At 62.2% G+C, this 15512-nt stretch carries 17 protein-coding genes; 9 read left to right on the top strand and 8 right to left on the bottom strand.

Features of this window, described 5'->3' with window-relative positions:
- The first annotated feature begins 28 nt into the window (after positions 1-28).
- From ACZ2GY_RS12175 to ACZ2GY_RS12205, 7 genes are all read left to right on the top strand, one after another.
- Positions 29-1003 (top strand): Tad domain-containing protein, encoded by a 975-nt coding sequence (locus tag ACZ2GY_RS12175; protein ID WP_471671997.1) that lies wholly within the window; start codon positions 29-31, stop codon positions 1001-1003.
- 26 nt (positions 1004-1029) lie between these two features.
- Positions 1030-1818, top strand: coding sequence for a Flp pilus assembly protein CpaB (cpaB, locus tag ACZ2GY_RS12180; protein WP_471671998.1), 789 nt, complete (start codon positions 1030-1032; stop codon positions 1816-1818).
- Complete coding sequence (locus ACZ2GY_RS12185) at positions 1815-3017, top strand: AAA family ATPase (protein WP_471671999.1); 1203 nt, start codon at positions 1815-1817, stop codon at positions 3015-3017. Before cpaB ends, ACZ2GY_RS12185 begins: the two co-directional genes overlap by 4 nt.
- The gene (locus ACZ2GY_RS12190; protein ID WP_471672000.1) at positions 3014-4513 is read left to right on the top strand and encodes a CpaF family protein; all 1500 of its coding nucleotides are present in this window, start codon (positions 3014-3016) and stop codon (positions 4511-4513) included. Before ACZ2GY_RS12185 ends, ACZ2GY_RS12190 begins: the two co-directional genes overlap by 4 nt.
- Positions 4514-4523: 10 nt before the next feature.
- Positions 4524-5453 carry a type II secretion system F family protein gene (locus ACZ2GY_RS12195; protein WP_471673591.1) on the top strand — a complete coding sequence of 310 codons (930 nt, stop codon included), beginning with the start codon at positions 4524-4526 and terminating at the stop codon, positions 5451-5453.
- A gap of 9 nt (positions 5454-5462) precedes the next feature.
- On the top strand, positions 5463-6347 hold the full coding sequence (locus ACZ2GY_RS12200; protein ID WP_471672001.1) for a type II secretion system F family protein: 885 nt from the start codon (positions 5463-5465) through the stop codon (positions 6345-6347).
- Positions 6348-6455: 108 nt separating this feature from the next.
- The gene (locus tag ACZ2GY_RS12205; RefSeq protein WP_277359588.1) at positions 6456-6911 is read left to right on the top strand and encodes an Hpt domain-containing protein; all 456 of its coding nucleotides are present in this window, start codon (positions 6456-6458) and stop codon (positions 6909-6911) included.
- Between the two features lie 18 nt (positions 6912-6929).
- On the opposite strand, the gene ACZ2GY_RS12210 is transcribed toward ACZ2GY_RS12205, so the two are convergent.
- On the bottom strand, positions 6930-7709 hold the full coding sequence (locus ACZ2GY_RS12210) for a response regulator transcription factor (RefSeq protein ID WP_471672002.1): 780 nt from the start codon (positions 7707-7709) through the stop codon (positions 6930-6932).
- A gap of 259 nt (positions 7710-7968) precedes the next feature.
- On the opposite strand from ACZ2GY_RS12210, the gene ACZ2GY_RS12215 reads away from it, so the two are divergent.
- Together ACZ2GY_RS12215 and ACZ2GY_RS12220 are read left to right on the top strand one after the other, a co-directional pair.
- Positions 7969-9627 carry a sensor histidine kinase gene (locus tag ACZ2GY_RS12215; RefSeq protein ID WP_471672003.1) on the top strand — a complete coding sequence of 553 codons (1659 nt, stop codon included), beginning with the start codon at positions 7969-7971 and terminating at the stop codon, positions 9625-9627.
- Positions 9628-9773: 146 nt separating this feature from the next.
- Positions 9774-11195 (top strand): HNH endonuclease, encoded by a 1422-nt coding sequence (locus ACZ2GY_RS12220; protein ID WP_471672004.1) that lies wholly within the window; start codon positions 9774-9776, stop codon positions 11193-11195.
- Positions 11196-11304: 109 nt separating this feature from the next.
- Here the strand turns inward: ACZ2GY_RS12220 and ACZ2GY_RS12225 are convergent, their stop codons facing one another.
- The 7 genes from ACZ2GY_RS12225 to infA form a co-directional block, all read right to left on the bottom strand.
- Positions 11305-12246, bottom strand: a complete 942-nt coding sequence (locus tag ACZ2GY_RS12225) for a tRNA pseudouridine synthase A (RefSeq protein WP_471672005.1) — start codon at positions 12244-12246, stop codon at positions 11305-11307.
- 21 nt (positions 12247-12267) lie between these two features.
- Positions 12268-12909: a 50S ribosomal protein L17 gene (rplQ, locus tag ACZ2GY_RS12230; protein WP_204531689.1), complete on the bottom strand. Its 642-nt coding sequence runs from the start codon at positions 12907-12909 to the stop codon at positions 12268-12270.
- Between the two features lie 65 nt (positions 12910-12974).
- Positions 12975-13985, bottom strand: a complete 1011-nt coding sequence (locus ACZ2GY_RS12235) for a DNA-directed RNA polymerase subunit alpha (RefSeq protein WP_056544066.1) — start codon at positions 13983-13985, stop codon at positions 12975-12977.
- A gap of 155 nt (positions 13986-14140) precedes the next feature.
- Positions 14141-14542 (bottom strand): 30S ribosomal protein S11, encoded by a 402-nt coding sequence (gene rpsK, locus ACZ2GY_RS12240; protein ID WP_026545640.1) that lies wholly within the window; start codon positions 14540-14542, stop codon positions 14141-14143.
- Positions 14543-14591: 49 nt separating this feature from the next.
- The gene (rpsM, locus tag ACZ2GY_RS12245; protein ID WP_056544063.1) at positions 14592-14969 is read right to left on the bottom strand and encodes a 30S ribosomal protein S13; all 378 of its coding nucleotides are present in this window, start codon (positions 14967-14969) and stop codon (positions 14592-14594) included.
- 166 nt (positions 14970-15135) lie between these two features.
- Positions 15136-15249 carry a 50S ribosomal protein L36 gene (gene rpmJ, locus ACZ2GY_RS12250; RefSeq protein WP_024475611.1) on the bottom strand — a complete coding sequence of 38 codons (114 nt, stop codon included), beginning with the start codon at positions 15247-15249 and terminating at the stop codon, positions 15136-15138.
- Between the two features lie 21 nt (positions 15250-15270).
- On the bottom strand, positions 15271-15492 hold the full coding sequence (gene infA / locus ACZ2GY_RS12255; protein WP_019481515.1) for a translation initiation factor IF-1: 222 nt from the start codon (positions 15490-15492) through the stop codon (positions 15271-15273).
- Positions 15493-15512 lie beyond the last annotated feature (20 nt).

Genomic DNA, 15512 nt, shown 5'->3' on the forward strand with positions numbered 1-15512 from the left:
AGGGCAAAACGAGCGCGGAGCTGTAGCCGTGATAGTTGCCATCCTCCTGGTTGTGTTACTCGGATTCGCTGCGCTAGCGGTGGATATGGGTCTCCTCTACTCCGAAAAGGCCCAGCTGCAGAACGGCGCTGACGCTGGCGCACTCAGCATCGCTCAAGCCTGCGCGAAGGCAGCTCCTCAATGCTCCAGCGCATCCCCGCTCGCCAAGGACCTGGCGGACAAAAACTCGTTGGACGGACTGAGCAATGTTCAGTCCATCAACCTCGACGTTCCGAACCGCAAAGTCACGGTTACTGCAGATCCGATTGAAGCGGGACGTACGGACAATGACGTTACCCTCTTCTTCGCCGGCGCTCTCGGTATCCCTTCATCATCCGTTGTCGCGAAATCCACGGTTATCTGGGGCAGCCCCAGCAAAGGTACCTCACCCTTCCCGTTGACGATGTCCAAGTGTCAGGTCACTACCCTGCTCATCGACGGAAGTCAGCAGCTCATCCAGAGCCATGGCACCAACGCGAACGATGATTGCCCAACCACCCCTTCCGGAGGTGACACACCCGGAGGATTCGGGTGGCTCCTGCAGGAACCTGGAAAATGCGGCGCCTACATCGATCTCACTATCAACGAGAGCGGCGCTGACACTGGCAATGATGGCCCGTCTAATTGCAACACGATTCTTAACCAGTGGGCCGCCGATATAACGGCCAGCAAGGACGTTGTTGTGCTGCTACCGGTCTTCAAATCAGTATCAGGCACTGGGTCCGGCACTTCTTACGATGTTGAAGCTTTTGCGGCTTTCAAAGTCGAAGGGTGGAAATTCGCCGGTAGCAGCGACCTACCGCTTACCTTCCGCAACAGGACGGAATGGGCAGGCACAAACGCCTGTTCCGGCTCCTGCCGAGGCATCATCGGACGATTCATCACCTATACGGCATTGTCCAGTGACTACGAACTTGGTCCGATTACCGGCTACGGGGCAACCGTAGTGAAACTTGTCAGCTGATTCACCCCTGAAAACTGGAGCTCGTTGTGAAGTCCCGCCTCATCGCCGGCATAGCCGCTGTTGTTCTCGCCCTCGTTGGAGCGGTGATGGTGTTCAGCTATGCCAACCGTGCAGAAGCCCGTGCCGTCCAGGATCTTGAACCGGTTGATGTGCTGGTTGTGCAGGCAACCGTTCCTGCAGGAACACCGGTTGCAGACCTCGCTGCCTCAGTAGCAACCACGCAGCTTCCCGGCGCATCTGTTGCAGATACTGCCCTCGCGAACCTAGATAGCTCTGCTGGGCTGGTAACAGCAGTAGACCTCGTACCGGGTGAACAGTTAGTCACCGAACGACTCGTAAATCCGGAAGATCTTGTAACCCCAGGGTCTGTGGAAGTGCCTGCCGGATTGCACGAGGTATCGATTCTGGTCGAACCGCAGCGTATCGCCGGCGGTCTGATTACTCCCGGTGACTATGTCGGCGTGTTCATGTCAATGGGCGGCGGAGAAGAGGAGGGGGAAGAAGGCGGAAGCGCGAGCGAGACGACCCAGCTGGTTGTACCGCGAGTTCTCGTCTCGGCGGTTCAGCGCGCACCGGAACCTGCACCAGCAGCACCTGCAGCCGAGGGAACTGAACTGACCGAGGAAGAAAAAGCAGCAGCAGAAGCTGAGAAACTTCCTAGCGGTTCCCTGATGGTGACGATCGCCCTCAACCCCGATCAAGCCACCCGCCTGGTATTCGCCAGCGAGTTCGAATCCATCTGGCTCAGCAAGGCAACTGCCGCCGAAGGCGACGCTCCCCCATTCATTGTCAATGACGAGGAGCTGTACCGATGAGCCGTTTCCTCCTCATTACTGCCGATCACGCGTTCGAGCAGAAGGTCCGTCTAGCGACCGCTGCCGGCCTTCCCGGCGAAGTACTCGCCGTCAAACCAGCGCTTCTGGCACAGCCGGGTGACCTGCTGGATCTGCTTTCGGTCCAGCAGCCGGAAGTGCTGATTCTCGGTCCGGGCATGGCTGTGGACAGCGCGCTGCGCCTCGCGACCATTGTCGACGTTCGGTTCCCGAACCTCAGCATGGTGCTCGTCGCGCAAGAAGACTCTGGCATTGCGCTCGCTGCGATGCGTGCCGGTATCCGCGATGTCATCGACCCCACCGCTGACATTCCGAGCGTCCGCCTGCTGCTGGAGCGCGCCTGCCAGGCGTTTGCCAGCCGCCAGCGTGCAGAGTTCGTTCAGTCTGCCGTCCCTCCCAAGCAAGAGCACGGGCTGGTCATCGGCGTCTTCTCGCCGAAGGGCGGCGTCGGCAAGACGACCATCGCGTCCAATATCGCCGTCGGTCTCGGCAAATTTGCTCCCATGGGCGTGGTCCTCGTGGACCTTGACCTGCAGTTCGGCGACGTGGCGTCGAACCTCTACCTGAACCCCGAGTACTCGGTACGCGACGCCGTCTCCAGCTCTGCAAGCTCCGACACCATGGTACTCAAGGCCTTCCTGACACCTCACCCCTCCGGAATCTACGCTCTGTGCGCTCCAAGTAATCCGGCCGACGCCGACAGCATAACTGCAGAACAGCTCGGCGCACTGATCAAGCAGCTCAGCGCCGAATTCCCATACGTTGTCCTTGACACCGGCCCGGGATTGACCGAACACAGTCTCGCTGCGCTCGAACAGAGCACAGACGCGGTGTGGGTCACCGGCATGGATGTGCCCAGCGTCCGCGGCCTTCGGTCAGGCCTAGACATTCTCAACAAGCTCAATCTCATCCCGGAAACCCGTCACGTGGTCCTCAACTTTGCAGACTCCAAGACTGGCCTTTCTGTGCAGGACATTGAGGCAACCCTCGGCGCACCGGTCGACGTCTCGATTCCGCGCTCCCGCGCGCTGTCCCTTGCCACGAACCGCGGCGTTCCCCTGCTTCAGGAAGAAGTGCGCGACCCCGCCACGAAGAACCTCCGCGGACTGGTCCAGCGCTTCACGCCGGAATGGCGGCAGGGCAACCAGCGTAAAGCCCACCGGCGGGTCGTGATCCGGTGAAACTCTCCGACCGTCTGAATCAGGCCAACGGGTCAACCCCTGCAACAGCTTCCGCACCCGCGGCTTCCGTTCGTGCGCCTGCCGCTACTGCGACCGCCGCGCACGCGGCGCCGACACACACCGCAGGTGAGGCGACCGAACCGGCGTTTCACGGCGCCGTCGTCGTCGGTTCGGCGACTTCCACCGGACCGGAAGCGCCGGTAGCCGCCCGCGTCGATGTCTTCGCCGGCATCAAGCAGCGCGCAGCCGAAGCCCTCTATGAACGCATGGGCTCCCGCTTCAGCGATTCCACGTTGAAGGAAGAGGACCTCCGCGCCGCCGCGCGCGAGGAGCTGAGCCAGGTCATTGATGCCGAGCAGGTCCCGTTGACCCCTGATGAGCGACGCCGTCTTATTCAGGATGTTGCCGATGATGTCCTCGGCTTCGGACCACTTCAGCGGCTCCTCGACGACGAGGACATCACCGAAATCATGGTCAACCGCTCCGATCAGATCTACATCGAGCGCCGTGGTCAGCTTGTCCTCGCCGACACTAGCTTCAAGTCAGAGGAACATCTGCGCCGCGTCATTGAACGCATCGTCTCCAAGGTCGGCCGGCGTATTGACGAATCCTCCCCGTATGTTGACGCGCGCCTCGAAGATGGCTCGCGTGTGAACGCCGTAATCCCTCCGCTAGCGGTGAACGGATCCTCACTCACCATCCGTAAGTTCAGCAAGGTCCCACTGACGGTCCAAAACCTGATCAGCTTCGGGACGCTCACCCCGGAAATGGCAGAACTGCTCGATGCCTGCGTCAAGGCAAAGCTCAACATCATCGTCTCCGGCGGTACGGGTACCGGTAAGACCACGCTGCTCAATGTACTGTCCTCCTTCCTTCCCCATGGTGACCGCATTGTCACCATCGAGGATGCCGTGGAACTGCAGATTCAGCAGCAACACGTTGTGCGCCTCGAGAGCCGCCCCCCGAACACCGAGGGCAAAGGCGCGGTCACCATTCGCGACCTGGTCCGGAACTCACTGCGTATGCGGCCCGACCGCATCGTCATCGGTGAGGTCCGTGGCGGTGAATCCCTCGACATGCTGCAGGCCATGAATACCGGTCACGACGGCTCCCTGTCGACGGTGCACTCCAACTCGCCCCGCGATGCGATCGCCAGATTGGAGACCCTTGTCCTGATGGCGGGCATGGACCTGCCGCTCCGAGCTATCCGCGAACAGATTGCATCCGCTGTGCACCTGGTCATCCAGATTTCGCGCCTGCGCGACGGCACCCGCCGTATCACCCACGTCACAGAGGTGCAGGGTATGGAGGGCGACGTTGTTACCCTTCAGGACGCCTTCGTCTTTGACTACTCGGCCGGCGTTGACTCCTCCGGGCGCTTCCTTGGTAAGCCAATCCCCACCGGCATCCGGCCCCGCTTCATGGAACGGTTCGAGGACATGGGCATCACCGTGTCCCCCGCTGTTTTCGGTGCCGCGCTGATCGGGCAGAGGTAAGCAGATGACGCTGCTGTTCCTGTACGGCGGGGGACTCTGTCTCGCAGCTCTCGGGCTCCTGTTCTACGCCACCCGTCCTGCACAATCAGCGGTTCCGCTGGACCGCCGCCGTCCACCGGTGGAAGAGTCGGACTCCCAGCTCAGCAAGTTCGCCGGATCCGCCGTACGTGCAATGGAACGTTTCCTCAAGAAGCGACCGCAAAGACTGTACCGGCCGGAGCTCTTGGAAACGGCCGGCGTGCGGCTTACACAGGCCGACATGTTCCTGCTCGTCATCACCGGCGGCATCGCCGGCTTGGCGCTCGGCCTGCTGGTGGGCGGCCCGCTGCTGGGCCTTCTCTTCCTCCTGCTAGCTCCGGTCGTCGCCCATCTGGCCCTGGTCTTTCGAATCGGGCGGCGCCGCTCAAAGTTCGATAACCAACTCGGCGACACCCTTCAACTCCTCACCGGCGGTCTGCGCGCTGGGCACAGTATCCTGCGGGCCATTGATGCCGCTGCTATTGAAGCTGACGCACCTACCTCGGACGAAATGCGGCGCGTAGTCACTGAAACCAGTCTGGGCAAGGACTTGCTGGCGTCGCTCATGGATACCTCTAAACGGATGAAAAGTGAGGATTTCGCCTGGATTGCCCAAGCCATCCAGATCAACCGTGAAGTCGGCGGCGACCTTGCTGACGTCCTCGATCAGGTTGGTGCCACCATCCGTGAGCGCAGCGAAATCAAGGGACAGATCCGGGCATTGGCGGCAGAAGGCAAGTTTTCGGCGTACATCCTTGTAGCGCTTCCGTTCGCCATTGGCGGCATGCTCACGGTGGTCAGCCCCGGCTATATCAACCCGCTGTTTGAGAATCCGCTCGGCTGGGTGATGATCGGCGCCTCCGTGGTGATGATGACCATCGGGTGCCTGTGGCTCCGCAAAATCATCGATCTGAAGTTCTAGGAGGCCGGCATGAATCCAGTGTTGATGACATCCCTGTTCCTCGTGGCTGCGCCCCTGGGCTATCTGGGGTGGGCGCTGCTCGCTCCGGGTAATAAGACGTACAAGACCATCCAGGCGAACCTCAGCCGCGGGCTCCATGCTGCGGACGATGTTCAGAAGACTTCCTCCGGCGCCCTGGCGCGCTTCGGCTACAAGCTCACGCCGTCGTCGTACGTTGAGAAGCTGGACAAGCTGCTCGCGTTGGCCGGAAGACCGGCATCCATGCCGCTCGGCAAGGTACTCGGGGCGAAGCCGGCACTCTGCCTGGTGGGAGCCGGACTCGGCTACCTCATGGCAAGCGCTGCCCAGAAGCCCATGATCACGATGCTGGCGCTCTTCGTGACTGTCCTCGCCTACTTCATCCCAGACCTTCTGCTCTACAGCAAGGGCCAGGAACGGCAAAAGGCGATGCAGCTGGAACTCGCGAACACGCTGGACCAGATGCTCATCTCGGTAGAGGCTGGCCTCGGCTTTGAAAGCGCCATGCAGCGGGCCGGCGAGACCGGCAAAGGCCCGCTCGCTGAGGAACTCGTCCGAACGCTGCAGGATATGCAGGTAGGGCGCAGCAGGCGCGAGTCCTATCTCGCCCTCGCCGACCGCACCAGCATCCCGGAGTTGCGCAGCTTCGTGAAAGCCATTGTGCAGGCTGACGCTTACGGCATCGCCCTGAGCGGCGTGCTCCGCACGCAGGCCAAGGTGATGCGCGTAAAACGGCGCCAACGTGCCGAGGAAAAAGCGATGAAGCTACCGGTCACGGTACTTTTTCCGCTGCTCTTCTTCATCTTCCCGGTGCTGTTCATCATCATTCTCGGACCCGCAGTCATCAACGCAATCGCGACGTTCAGCGGTTCGTAACCCCAAGCTTCAAATCCAGTTAGTACGCAAGCCGAAGAATTCCGCAATGTTTGCACAGCATCATGCAATTCCCGCTTTTCTCCCATTTTGTGAAAGTAGCGTTAGCCCATGGCCCTCTCCCGCCCCAGCGCAGATGACGACGACGCAGAGTCCCTGCGCGCCGTCGGCGCTGAGCCGCGGAGAGCCCCGGGCGGCAGCCACCGTGTAGACAGGACACCTCTCGTGGATCCCAACGTGCTCCATGACCTCGAGGACCAACTCGACAGCCCCGCCGCTGCCCGGGCGTTTGTGCGCGACTACGTGGCCGTCTGGGACGAACGCGACCTGCGAATCTCCTCCGCCATTGCGCGCCGGAACCAGGCCGCCTCACTCGACGCCGTGCTCAGCCTGAAGATCACGTCCACCATGGTTGGAGCCACCCAGCTTGTCACGCTGGCAAGCGCGCTGGAAAAACTGCTCCGTGAGGGCAAACTCGAAGAGGCTGAGGCTGCACTCCCGCATGTTCACCGATGCGGAGTACGCACCATGCGTGAGCTAAGACTGCTGCACCTCAACAAGCCGTAAGAATTAAGCCCTGAAAACTCAGTCCACGCGCCGGGGCACCAGCCGGTAGCCCACACCCCGCACGGTCATCAGCCAGCGGGGACTTCGCGAGTCCTCCCCCAGCTTTCGGCGCAGGTTCCCGATATGAACCTCAATGGCCCGCTCATCGGCCTCGCTGATATACGTATCGGTCCGGTAGTACTGCCCCCGCACCACGCGCACCAGGTCGCCCTTGGTCCGCACGGCGCCGGAGCTGCGCAGCAACTCGTGCAGCAGATCGAACTCGCTGCGGGTCAGCACCAGTTCCTCACCACGAACGGTGACGGTGCGCGTGTCCTTGTCCAGCTCGAGGCCGTTGTGCCGCAGCACTGAATCCGGACGTGGCGGAAGGTTTGGCTCCTCAGCGGCGGGCGCCGTCGTCGTCGTTGGCTGTTCCTCGGTGAGTCCGCCGCGCGGCCTGCGCAGCATTGCGGCGATGCGCGCCCGCAGTTCACGCGGGCGGAAGGGTTTGGTGACGAAGTCATCGGCGCCGGACTGCAGCGCGGTGAGAGTGTCGATCTCCTCGTTATGCGCGGTCAGCATGATCACGTAGCAGTCGCTGAGACCGCGGATGCGGCGAAGCACCTCGTAGCCGTCAATGTCCGGGAGCCCCACGTCGAGGGTGACCAGCGTCGGGTTATGCTCCTTGACCGCTGCCACACCGTCGCGGCCCTCGGCAGCGGTGTGGACAACGAATCCCGATTGCGTGAGCACAGTGCTCACAAGGTTGCGAACGTCGAGATCATCCTCGACGACTACCGCCACACCTGGATCTGGCACTATCTCCTCCTGGCCCCGACAGAACTGTGGTTGTTCAGTTCATCACAAAAGGACGAAACACCGCGACGAGCAGTGAACCGCCGCAACGTGCTACACAGCATACGCGTGCAAAGGTGTTTACGGTCACAATAAGGGAACTTTGTGAACCGGTTAGGAGTTATGGTCCTTCTGCTGTATCCGGTGGCCACATAATGGATGGTATGTCCTGGTCTCGGAGGCATGTCCCTACTGTTCTGTGTGCGCGCGCCAAGGCGGCACCGTGAGCGATCGCGTGATGTTCCTGAAAGTGAAGCGCGCCTACTCGAACCTGCAATTCCGCACTCGGGTGGGGCTCTGCGAGCTGCCCCTGGCGCTCCTGGTAGCCGTCATCGCCATCATCGCTGCCATCGTGGCGCCCTCCCTACTGGTAGATCCCCTGTTCCTTGGCGGGCTCCTCCTGCACGCGGGCCTGCTGGCGGCGGCCTTCCTGGCTCCATGGGAGAAGTTCCGCGAGGGTTCCTACGTAGCCATCCCGCTGCTGGACTTCGTGGCCATCTCGCTGACCCGCAATGGCGCAGCTGAGGTGCTTCCGGGCCTGAGCCTCCTGGCCATTTTCCCGGTGATCTGGCTGTCTGCGTCCGGGATGAAGCCGTCACTGAGCCTGCTGTCCAGCTTCGCAGGCCCGTTCCTCATCCTCGGCGTTGCTCCCCTGCTGGGGCTCGCGCCGCTGAGCCAGGTCGGCACGGCCGTGCTGCTGAGTGTGGCCATGGCTACGGTGTGGACCTCGCTGCGCTTCGCAAGCATGAACTCCGTCTACAGCCAGCGCAAACTCGAAGCGTCGAAGGCCGAGGTAGACCGCCTCCAGGGCGAAAACAACGAGCGCGAGCTGCTCCTCGAAGCCATCCTCGACACAATCGACGTCGGCCTCGTAGCCCTCGACGCCAACGGCAACCGCACCCACACCAACCGCCAGCAGCGCTCCTATGACCTCCTCGTCCAGGCAGGCAATACCAACGACGACGACGGCGCCAGCCACCTTTACGCTGCGGACAAATCCACTCCCGTGGCGACCGCCCGGTATCCCGTGCAGCGTGCCGCAGCCGGCGAGACGTTCGCCAACTACCTCGTGTGGCTCGGGCCGAAGGACAACCAGCGCGCCGTCTCTACGGCCGCGACAGCCATGAAAGACGGCGACGGCCGGTTCACCGGATCCGTGATCGTCTCCAACGACGTGACGGACATGGTGGAGGCCCTGAGCGCCAAAGAGGACTTCGTGTCCAACGTGTCGCACGAACTCTGGACGCCGCTCACCTCGATCATCGGGCATCTTGACCTGGTGCTCGACGACGATCACGATCTCCCGCAAAACGTCACCCACCAGCTCTGCGTTGCCCGCCGCAACGCGGAACGGCTGTACGCGCTGGTGTCCAACCTGCTTGCCTCCGCGTCCGGCGCCGCAAGCGTCCATCTGCGGCCAACCGATCTCACCGGCCTCGTTGAGCACAGCATCGAATCGGCGTGGCCGCAGACCGCAGGCACCGGAGTGACCCTCGAGGCGGATGTTCCCGACATCCTGTGGACCACGTCGGATCCGCTGCGGATCCGTCAGGTGCTGGACAACCTCATTTCCAACGCCATCAAATACTCGCCCGACGGCGGCACGGTCACCGTACGCGCACGGCAGCACAGCGACGCGGCTCTGCTCGAAGTGCAGGACACCGGCATCGGGATGTCGCCGAATGAGACCACACAGATTTTCGGCAAGTTCTTCCGCACTGCTGCGGCCCGGGAGTCGTCCATTCCGGGCGTGGGGCTTGGCCTATCCATCACCAAGGCGATCGTCGACAGCCACGGCGGGACCATCCGGTGCAGCAGTCAGCCAGGTGCCGGAACCACGTTTACGGTGACCCTGCCGCTCCACCGGTCGGAGCAGAACTAGCTTCTTCGGGGCCTATTCTTCGGAGCCTATTCTTCGGAGCCTTCCGCGCCGGGCTGGCTTGTCTTGGCGGCTGTGTTTGGGCCTCTGGCGGTTTTGTCAGTGGCAGGTGATGGAATGTTTTCATGGCGGGGAAGCATTCGAGTTGGGTGTCTGAGGAAACGGCGTTGTGGGCGTCGGATTCCGTCATGGGCCCGTTATCCGGGCAGCTGTCGCATCATCCGGTAACCAAACGGGATCTTGAGGCGTCGCTTGAGTGTGTGGAGGAACTCGCCACGTTGCGGGCCTGGGTCGATGCGCAGGAAGCGAAGCTGCTGACCCGCATAGCCGAACTCACTGTAGGGTCCCTCATGGAAGACGGATACGGCACCCTTGTTGCGCAGGAGTATGGGGAAAGCCTCGCGGCCGCTGAGATCGGGCCGGTACTGCGGATCCCGGACGCCTCAGCCGGGAAGCTGATTGAGCAGTCGAAGCTGCTGGTGAACTTCTTTCCCGCCACCGTCGAAGCGCTGCAACTCGGGAAGATCTCCCGCCGGCACGCGTTGACTGTGGCGCAGGAAAGCTGCGGTGTTCCCGAGCAGGAGATCCCGGACTTCGAGGAGCAACTACTGGAGATTGCACGGGGAACAACGGTGGCGAAGCTGGCCAACCGTGCCCGGCGGCTGCGTGAACGGATGCACCCCGAGGCCCTGACCGTACGGCGGGAAAAGAAAGTCCGTGAACGTTCCGTCGCCGTGGATCCTGCCGGCGACGGGATGGCGTGGTTGAGCGCCTACCTGCCCGCCGAGGAAGCGTATGGGATCGAGTACCGGATCGACGTCACTGCCCGTGCCTTGAACGGCCCGGACGAGCCGCGGACGCTTGGTCAGTTGCGGGCAGATATTTTCTCGGACCTGCTCACCCACACCTGTGCCACCGACCCGACGACCACCACAGCGAACCGCCAGCCCGCTTTGGGGTCCGGTTCCTCCTCCGGACCAAGTGCCGGGGCCTCCTCCGTACCTTTTCCTGGGTCCTCTGCCGGGTCCTCCTCTGCCGGGTCCTCTGGCGGTTCTTCCTCTGATGGGTATCGTGGTGTGGCTGCGCGGGTGTTCGTCACCGTGCCGGTGATGACCCTGCTCGGCGGGAATGAGCCCGCCGAACTCGACGGATATGGGCCCATCGATCCGGACACGGCCCGGAAGCTTGCCGGCCACGCGCCGTCGTTCACACGGCTGCTGACCCACCCGGAAAGCGGAGCGGTCCTCTCGGTTGGCAGGACCAGGTATAAACCACCCAAAGACCTGCAGGACTGGGTACGGGTGCGGGACAAGACCTGCCGACATCCTGGCTGCAACCGGACAGCGGTACGGTGCGAAATCGACCACACAACACCATGGTCCCAGGGCGGAGAAACCCGCGCAGACAACCTCGGGGCGTTTTGTAAACGCCATCACCTGTTCAAAACCATGGGTTTCTGGAAACACCGGCAACCAGTCGAAGGCACCATTATGTCCACCTCCCTCACCGGAAGGACCTACACAACCCACCCCGAACCGATCCACGCCCAAGCACAGTCACCGCCCTTCTAACGGAACGGCCACGTGCGCCGGCCGGAGCGTGACCGCCCTTCTAACGGAACGGCCGCGTGCGCGACCATGCGAGGCGCCGCCGACCCCTCGGTCTTGCGCTGCCAGCTGGTCAGGCATCGTCCCGAACGTGATCACGCTTCGCCCGCGTGAGCTCCGCACGCAAGGCCAGCTCGGCGGCGTCGTCCGGGTATCGCACTTCCTCAAGCACCAACGGATGCGCCGGCGCGAGAACAGACCGCGAGTCCTTTTGACGGGAACGCAGCCGCTCCCCCATCCACTCCGGCGATTCCTCACCACTTCCCACCCGCAGTGCGCCACCGATCAGCGCACGCACCATGTTGTGGCAGAAGGCATCGGCCTGGATGGTTGCGCGAAGAACACCATCCGGTTCCCGCTCAAACTCGAACCGCTGCAGCTCCCGAACAGTCGTGGCACCCACCCGGGGCTTACAGAATGCCCGGAAGTCCTGCAGCCCCAGCAATGGCCGGGCCCCCTCGTTCAGCAAGCCTTCGTCCAGTTCCTCCGAGTGCCACAGAACAGTGCTGCGGTGCAGAGGATCCTGATCGTCAAGACGATCAGCGATCCGGTAGCTGTAGCGACGCCATAACGCCGAGAACCGCGCATCGAAACCCGCCGGAGCAAGCCGCACAGCACGCACCACAACGGGTGACGCCGGATTGCTCGCATAGGCGGTACGCGCGGCTGCACCGGGCGGCAGGTAGCGGTTCACGGTGGCCTGCAGGCGACGCTTCAGAGCCAACGCGGGATCGATGTCCCGGCCCCGGCTCAGCGCAAACCACTCCCCCGGCTCGAGATCGATGTGGGTAACCTGGCCGCGTGCGTGCACGCCCGCATCAGTCCGGCCGGCAACGGTCAGGCGCACGCGTCTCCGAAAAAGCAACTCCAGACCCGATTCCACTGTGCCCTGAACTGTTGGCAGACCAGGCTGGACAGCCCAACCGGAGAACGGACCGCCGTCGTACGCTAAATCGATCCGAACACGCAAATGCCCGCCATCCACGGACGGGATGACGGGCATTTGTTCGTTCATGTGTTCAGCAGAGCAGAAGAACTACTTCTTCTCGTCTGCTTCCGGCACGGAGCCTTCTTCAACAACAACGGTCTCCTCGGCGTCGCCCTCAGAGGCGCTTACCGTGGTGTCCTCTGCCGCAACCTCGTCAGCCGAAGCTGCCGAGGGTGCCGATTCAGCGGACTCAGCCGACTCTGCGGAATCAGCCGATTCCGGTGAATCTGCGGACTCAGCCGAAGCTACGGGTGCAGCAGCTGCAGCGTCGCGGGCAGCGGCGTTGCCGGCAGCCTGCTCAGCCTCGCCGACTACTGCCTGCTTGGCGGAAACTGACTCCAGCACCAGCTCGATGACAGCCATGGGAGCGTTGTCGCCCTTGCGGTTGCCGATCTTGGTGATGCGGGTGTAGCCACCGTTGCGGTTGGCAACAGCCGGGGCGATGTCCGTGAACAGCTCGTGGACAATACCCTTGCTGCTGATGACAGCCAGGACACGACGACGTGAGGCCAGGTCACCCTTCTTGGCGAAGGTGATCAGGCGCTCGGCGTAGGGGCGAAGCCGCTTTGCCTTGGTCACCGTGGTGGTGATGCGCTTGTGCTCGAACAGCGAGGCGGCCAGGTTGGCGAGCATCAGGCGCTCGTGCGCCGGACCGCCACCGAGGCGTGGGCCCTTTGTGGGTGTGGGCATGATGTGTTATCTCCTCATAAATGTGCCCGAGGCCGCATCCTAAAGCGGCACCAGGTTTCTAACGTTTAGAGTGCTTCGTCGCCGTAGGCGTCGTCGTCCTCTTCAATCGCAGCGGCGCGGGCTGCAAGGTCAAACCCTGGAGGGGAATCCTTCAGGGACAGACCCAGGTCAACCAGCTTTGCCTTGACCTCATCAATGGACTTGGCACCGAAATTACGGATGTCCATCAGGTCAGCCTCGGAGCGTGCAACGAGTTCACCCACGGTGTGGATGCCCTCACGCTTGAGGCAGTTGTAGGAACGAACTGTCAGTTCGAGATCCTCGATCGGAAGGGCCATGTCAGCGGCGAGAGCGGCGTCGCTGGGCGACGGGCCAATCTCGATGCCTTCAGCGGCGGTGTTCAGCTCGCGGGCGAGGCCGAACAGTTCAACCAGGGTGGTACCTGCCGAAGCAACGGCATCGCGCGGAGCGATAGCGTCCTTGGTTTCGACGTCTACGATCAGGCGGTCGAAGTCGGTGCGCTGCTCAACACGGGTGGCTTCCACGCGGAAGGTCACCTTCAGGACCGGCGAGTAGATCGAGTCAACCGGAATGCGGCCGATCTCGGAGTCACCGGACTTGTTCTGCGAAGCAGAGACATAACCGCGGCCACGCTCGATGGTCAGTTCAAGCTCGAACTTGCCCTTCGAGTTCAGGGTTGCGATGTGCAGGTCCGGGTTGTGGAACTCCACACCGGCCGGCGGAGCGATGTCAGCTGCAGTGACGACGCCGGGGCCCTGCTTGCGCAGGTAGGCAACCACGGGCTCGTCATGCTCGGAGGACACCGCCAGGTTCTTGACGTTCAGGATGATCTCAGTGACATCTTCCTTCACACCGGGAACGGTGGTGAACTCGTGCAGCACGCCGTCGAGCCGGATGCTGGTGACAGCTGCTCCGGGAATCGAGGACAGGAGCGTACGGCGAAGCGAGTTGCCGAGGGTGTAGCCGAAACCGGGCTCCAGCGGTTCGATGACGAACCGCGAACGGTTGTCAGCGACTACTTCTTCAGTCAGGGTGGGGCGCTGTGCAATGAGCACTTACATTTCCTTTCAGGGAGCATCCGCTATATGACGCAACACAAATGGTGGAAAGGGAAAGCTAGAGAGCGGAACTCAGTAGCTAAACGACAGTCAGCCCCAAGCCGCCCACACTTCCGGTGAAGCGCGGGCGAGCCTGGAGCCAAGGGAGCTACTTAGACGCGGCGGCGCTTCGGCGGGCGGCAGCCGTTGTGGGCGCTGGGGGTAACGTCCTGGATGGAGCCAACCTCAAGGCCGGCAGCCTGCAGCGAGCGGATCGCGGTCTCGCGTCCGGATCCCGGACCCTTCACGAAAACGTCGACCTTACGGACGCCGTGCTCCTGGGCGCGCTTTGCAGCGGCCTCGGCAGCGGTCTGCGCAGCGTAGGGGGTGGACTTGCGTGAGCCCTTGAATCCGACCTCGCCAGCCGAAGCCCAGGAGATAACAGCTCCGCTGGGATCGGTGATCGAGACGATGGTGTTGTTGAACGTGCTCTTGATATGCGCCTGACCGAAGGCGATATTCTTTTTGTCCTTGCGACGCGGCTTACGCACCGCTCCACGAGTCTTGGGGGGCATTACTTCTCCTACGAAGGTTTTGGGTGGTGGCTATGGGCAACCGCTAGAACTAGCGGCCGGCCTTCTTCTTGCCTGCGACGGTGCGTTTGGGGCCCTTGCGGGTACGCGCGTTGGTCTTGGTGCGCTGTCCACGCACAGGAAGGCCGCGGCGGTGCCGGATGCCTTCGTAGCTGCCGATCTCCACCTTGCGGCGGATGTCTGCAGCTACCTCACGGCGGAGGTCACCCTCGACCTTGTAGTTGCCTTCAATGTAATCGCGGAGCTGTACGAGCTCAGCGTCAGAAAGATCCTTCACTCGGGTTTCCGGGTTGATCCCGGTCTCTGCGAGCGTCTGATCTGCACGGGTCTTGCCCACGCCGTAGATGTAGGTAAGCGCAATGACAACCCGCTTTTCGCGGGGAATGTCTACGCCAGCGAGACGTGCCATAGTGGCGGTTCTCCTTTTGATGACCGGAGGTCTGAAACAGTGCGGCCCGGATGATCTCCGGTCCCCGGCCTCCGTGCCGGGGGTGTGGGCTTACCTGGTAGGGCTTGCCCTGCACTGCTTTTTATTGTGGTGTTACTACGCGTGGGTGACCCTCAAAAGAGAGGATTCAGCCCTGGCGCTGCTTGTGGCGCGGGTTTTCGCAGATTACGAGTACGTTGCCCTTGCGGCGAACCACCTGGCACTTATCGCAAATCCGCTTCACGCTCGGCTGGACCTTCATGGTTATCCTTTGCGTTCGTTCTTATTTGTAGCGGTAGACAATACGACCCCTGGTGAGGTCGTAAGGGCTAAGCTCCACTACCACCCGGTCCTCGGGGAGGATTCGAATGTAGTGCTGACGCATCTTTCCCGAGATGTGGGCTAGAACAATGTGTCCGTTGGCCAGCTCAACGCGGAACATCGCGTTGGGCAGAGCCTCGTTCACAGTGCCTTCAATCTCAATGACACCGTCTTTCTTGGCCATATCCTCCGCTAACTTCTGTG

Source organism: Arthrobacter sp. KKT183, assembly GCF_055657625.1.

Excerpts from the sequence above, each read along its gene's own strand:
- ACZ2GY_RS12185 (WP_471671999.1), top strand. The coding sequence starts at position 1,815 with ATGAGCCGTTTCCTCCTCATTACTGCCGATCACGCGTTCGAGCAGAAG.
- ACZ2GY_RS12200 (WP_471672001.1), top strand. The coding sequence starts at position 5,463 with ATGAATCCAGTGTTGATGACATCCCTGTTCCTCGTGGCTGCGCCCCTG.
- ACZ2GY_RS12205 (WP_277359588.1), top strand. The coding sequence starts at position 6,456 with ATGGCCCTCTCCCGCCCCAGCGCAGATGACGACGACGCAGAGTCCCTG.
- ACZ2GY_RS12225 (WP_471672005.1), bottom strand. The coding sequence starts at position 12,246 with ATGAACGAACAAATGCCCGTCATCCCGTCCGTGGATGGCGGGCATTTG.
- rplQ (WP_204531689.1), bottom strand. The coding sequence starts at position 12,909 with ATGCCCACACCCACAAAGGGCCCACGCCTCGGTGGCGGTCCGGCGCAC.
- rpsK (WP_026545640.1), bottom strand. The coding sequence starts at position 14,542 with ATGCCCCCCAAGACTCGTGGAGCGGTGCGTAAGCCGCGTCGCAAGGAC.
- rpsM (WP_056544063.1), bottom strand. The coding sequence starts at position 14,969 with ATGGCACGTCTCGCTGGCGTAGACATTCCCCGCGAAAAGCGGGTTGTC.
- rpmJ (WP_024475611.1), bottom strand. The coding sequence starts at position 15,249 with ATGAAGGTCCAGCCGAGCGTGAAGCGGATTTGCGATAAGTGCCAGGTG.
- infA (WP_019481515.1), bottom strand. The coding sequence starts at position 15,492 with ATGGCCAAGAAAGACGGTGTCATTGAGATTGAAGGCACTGTGAACGAG.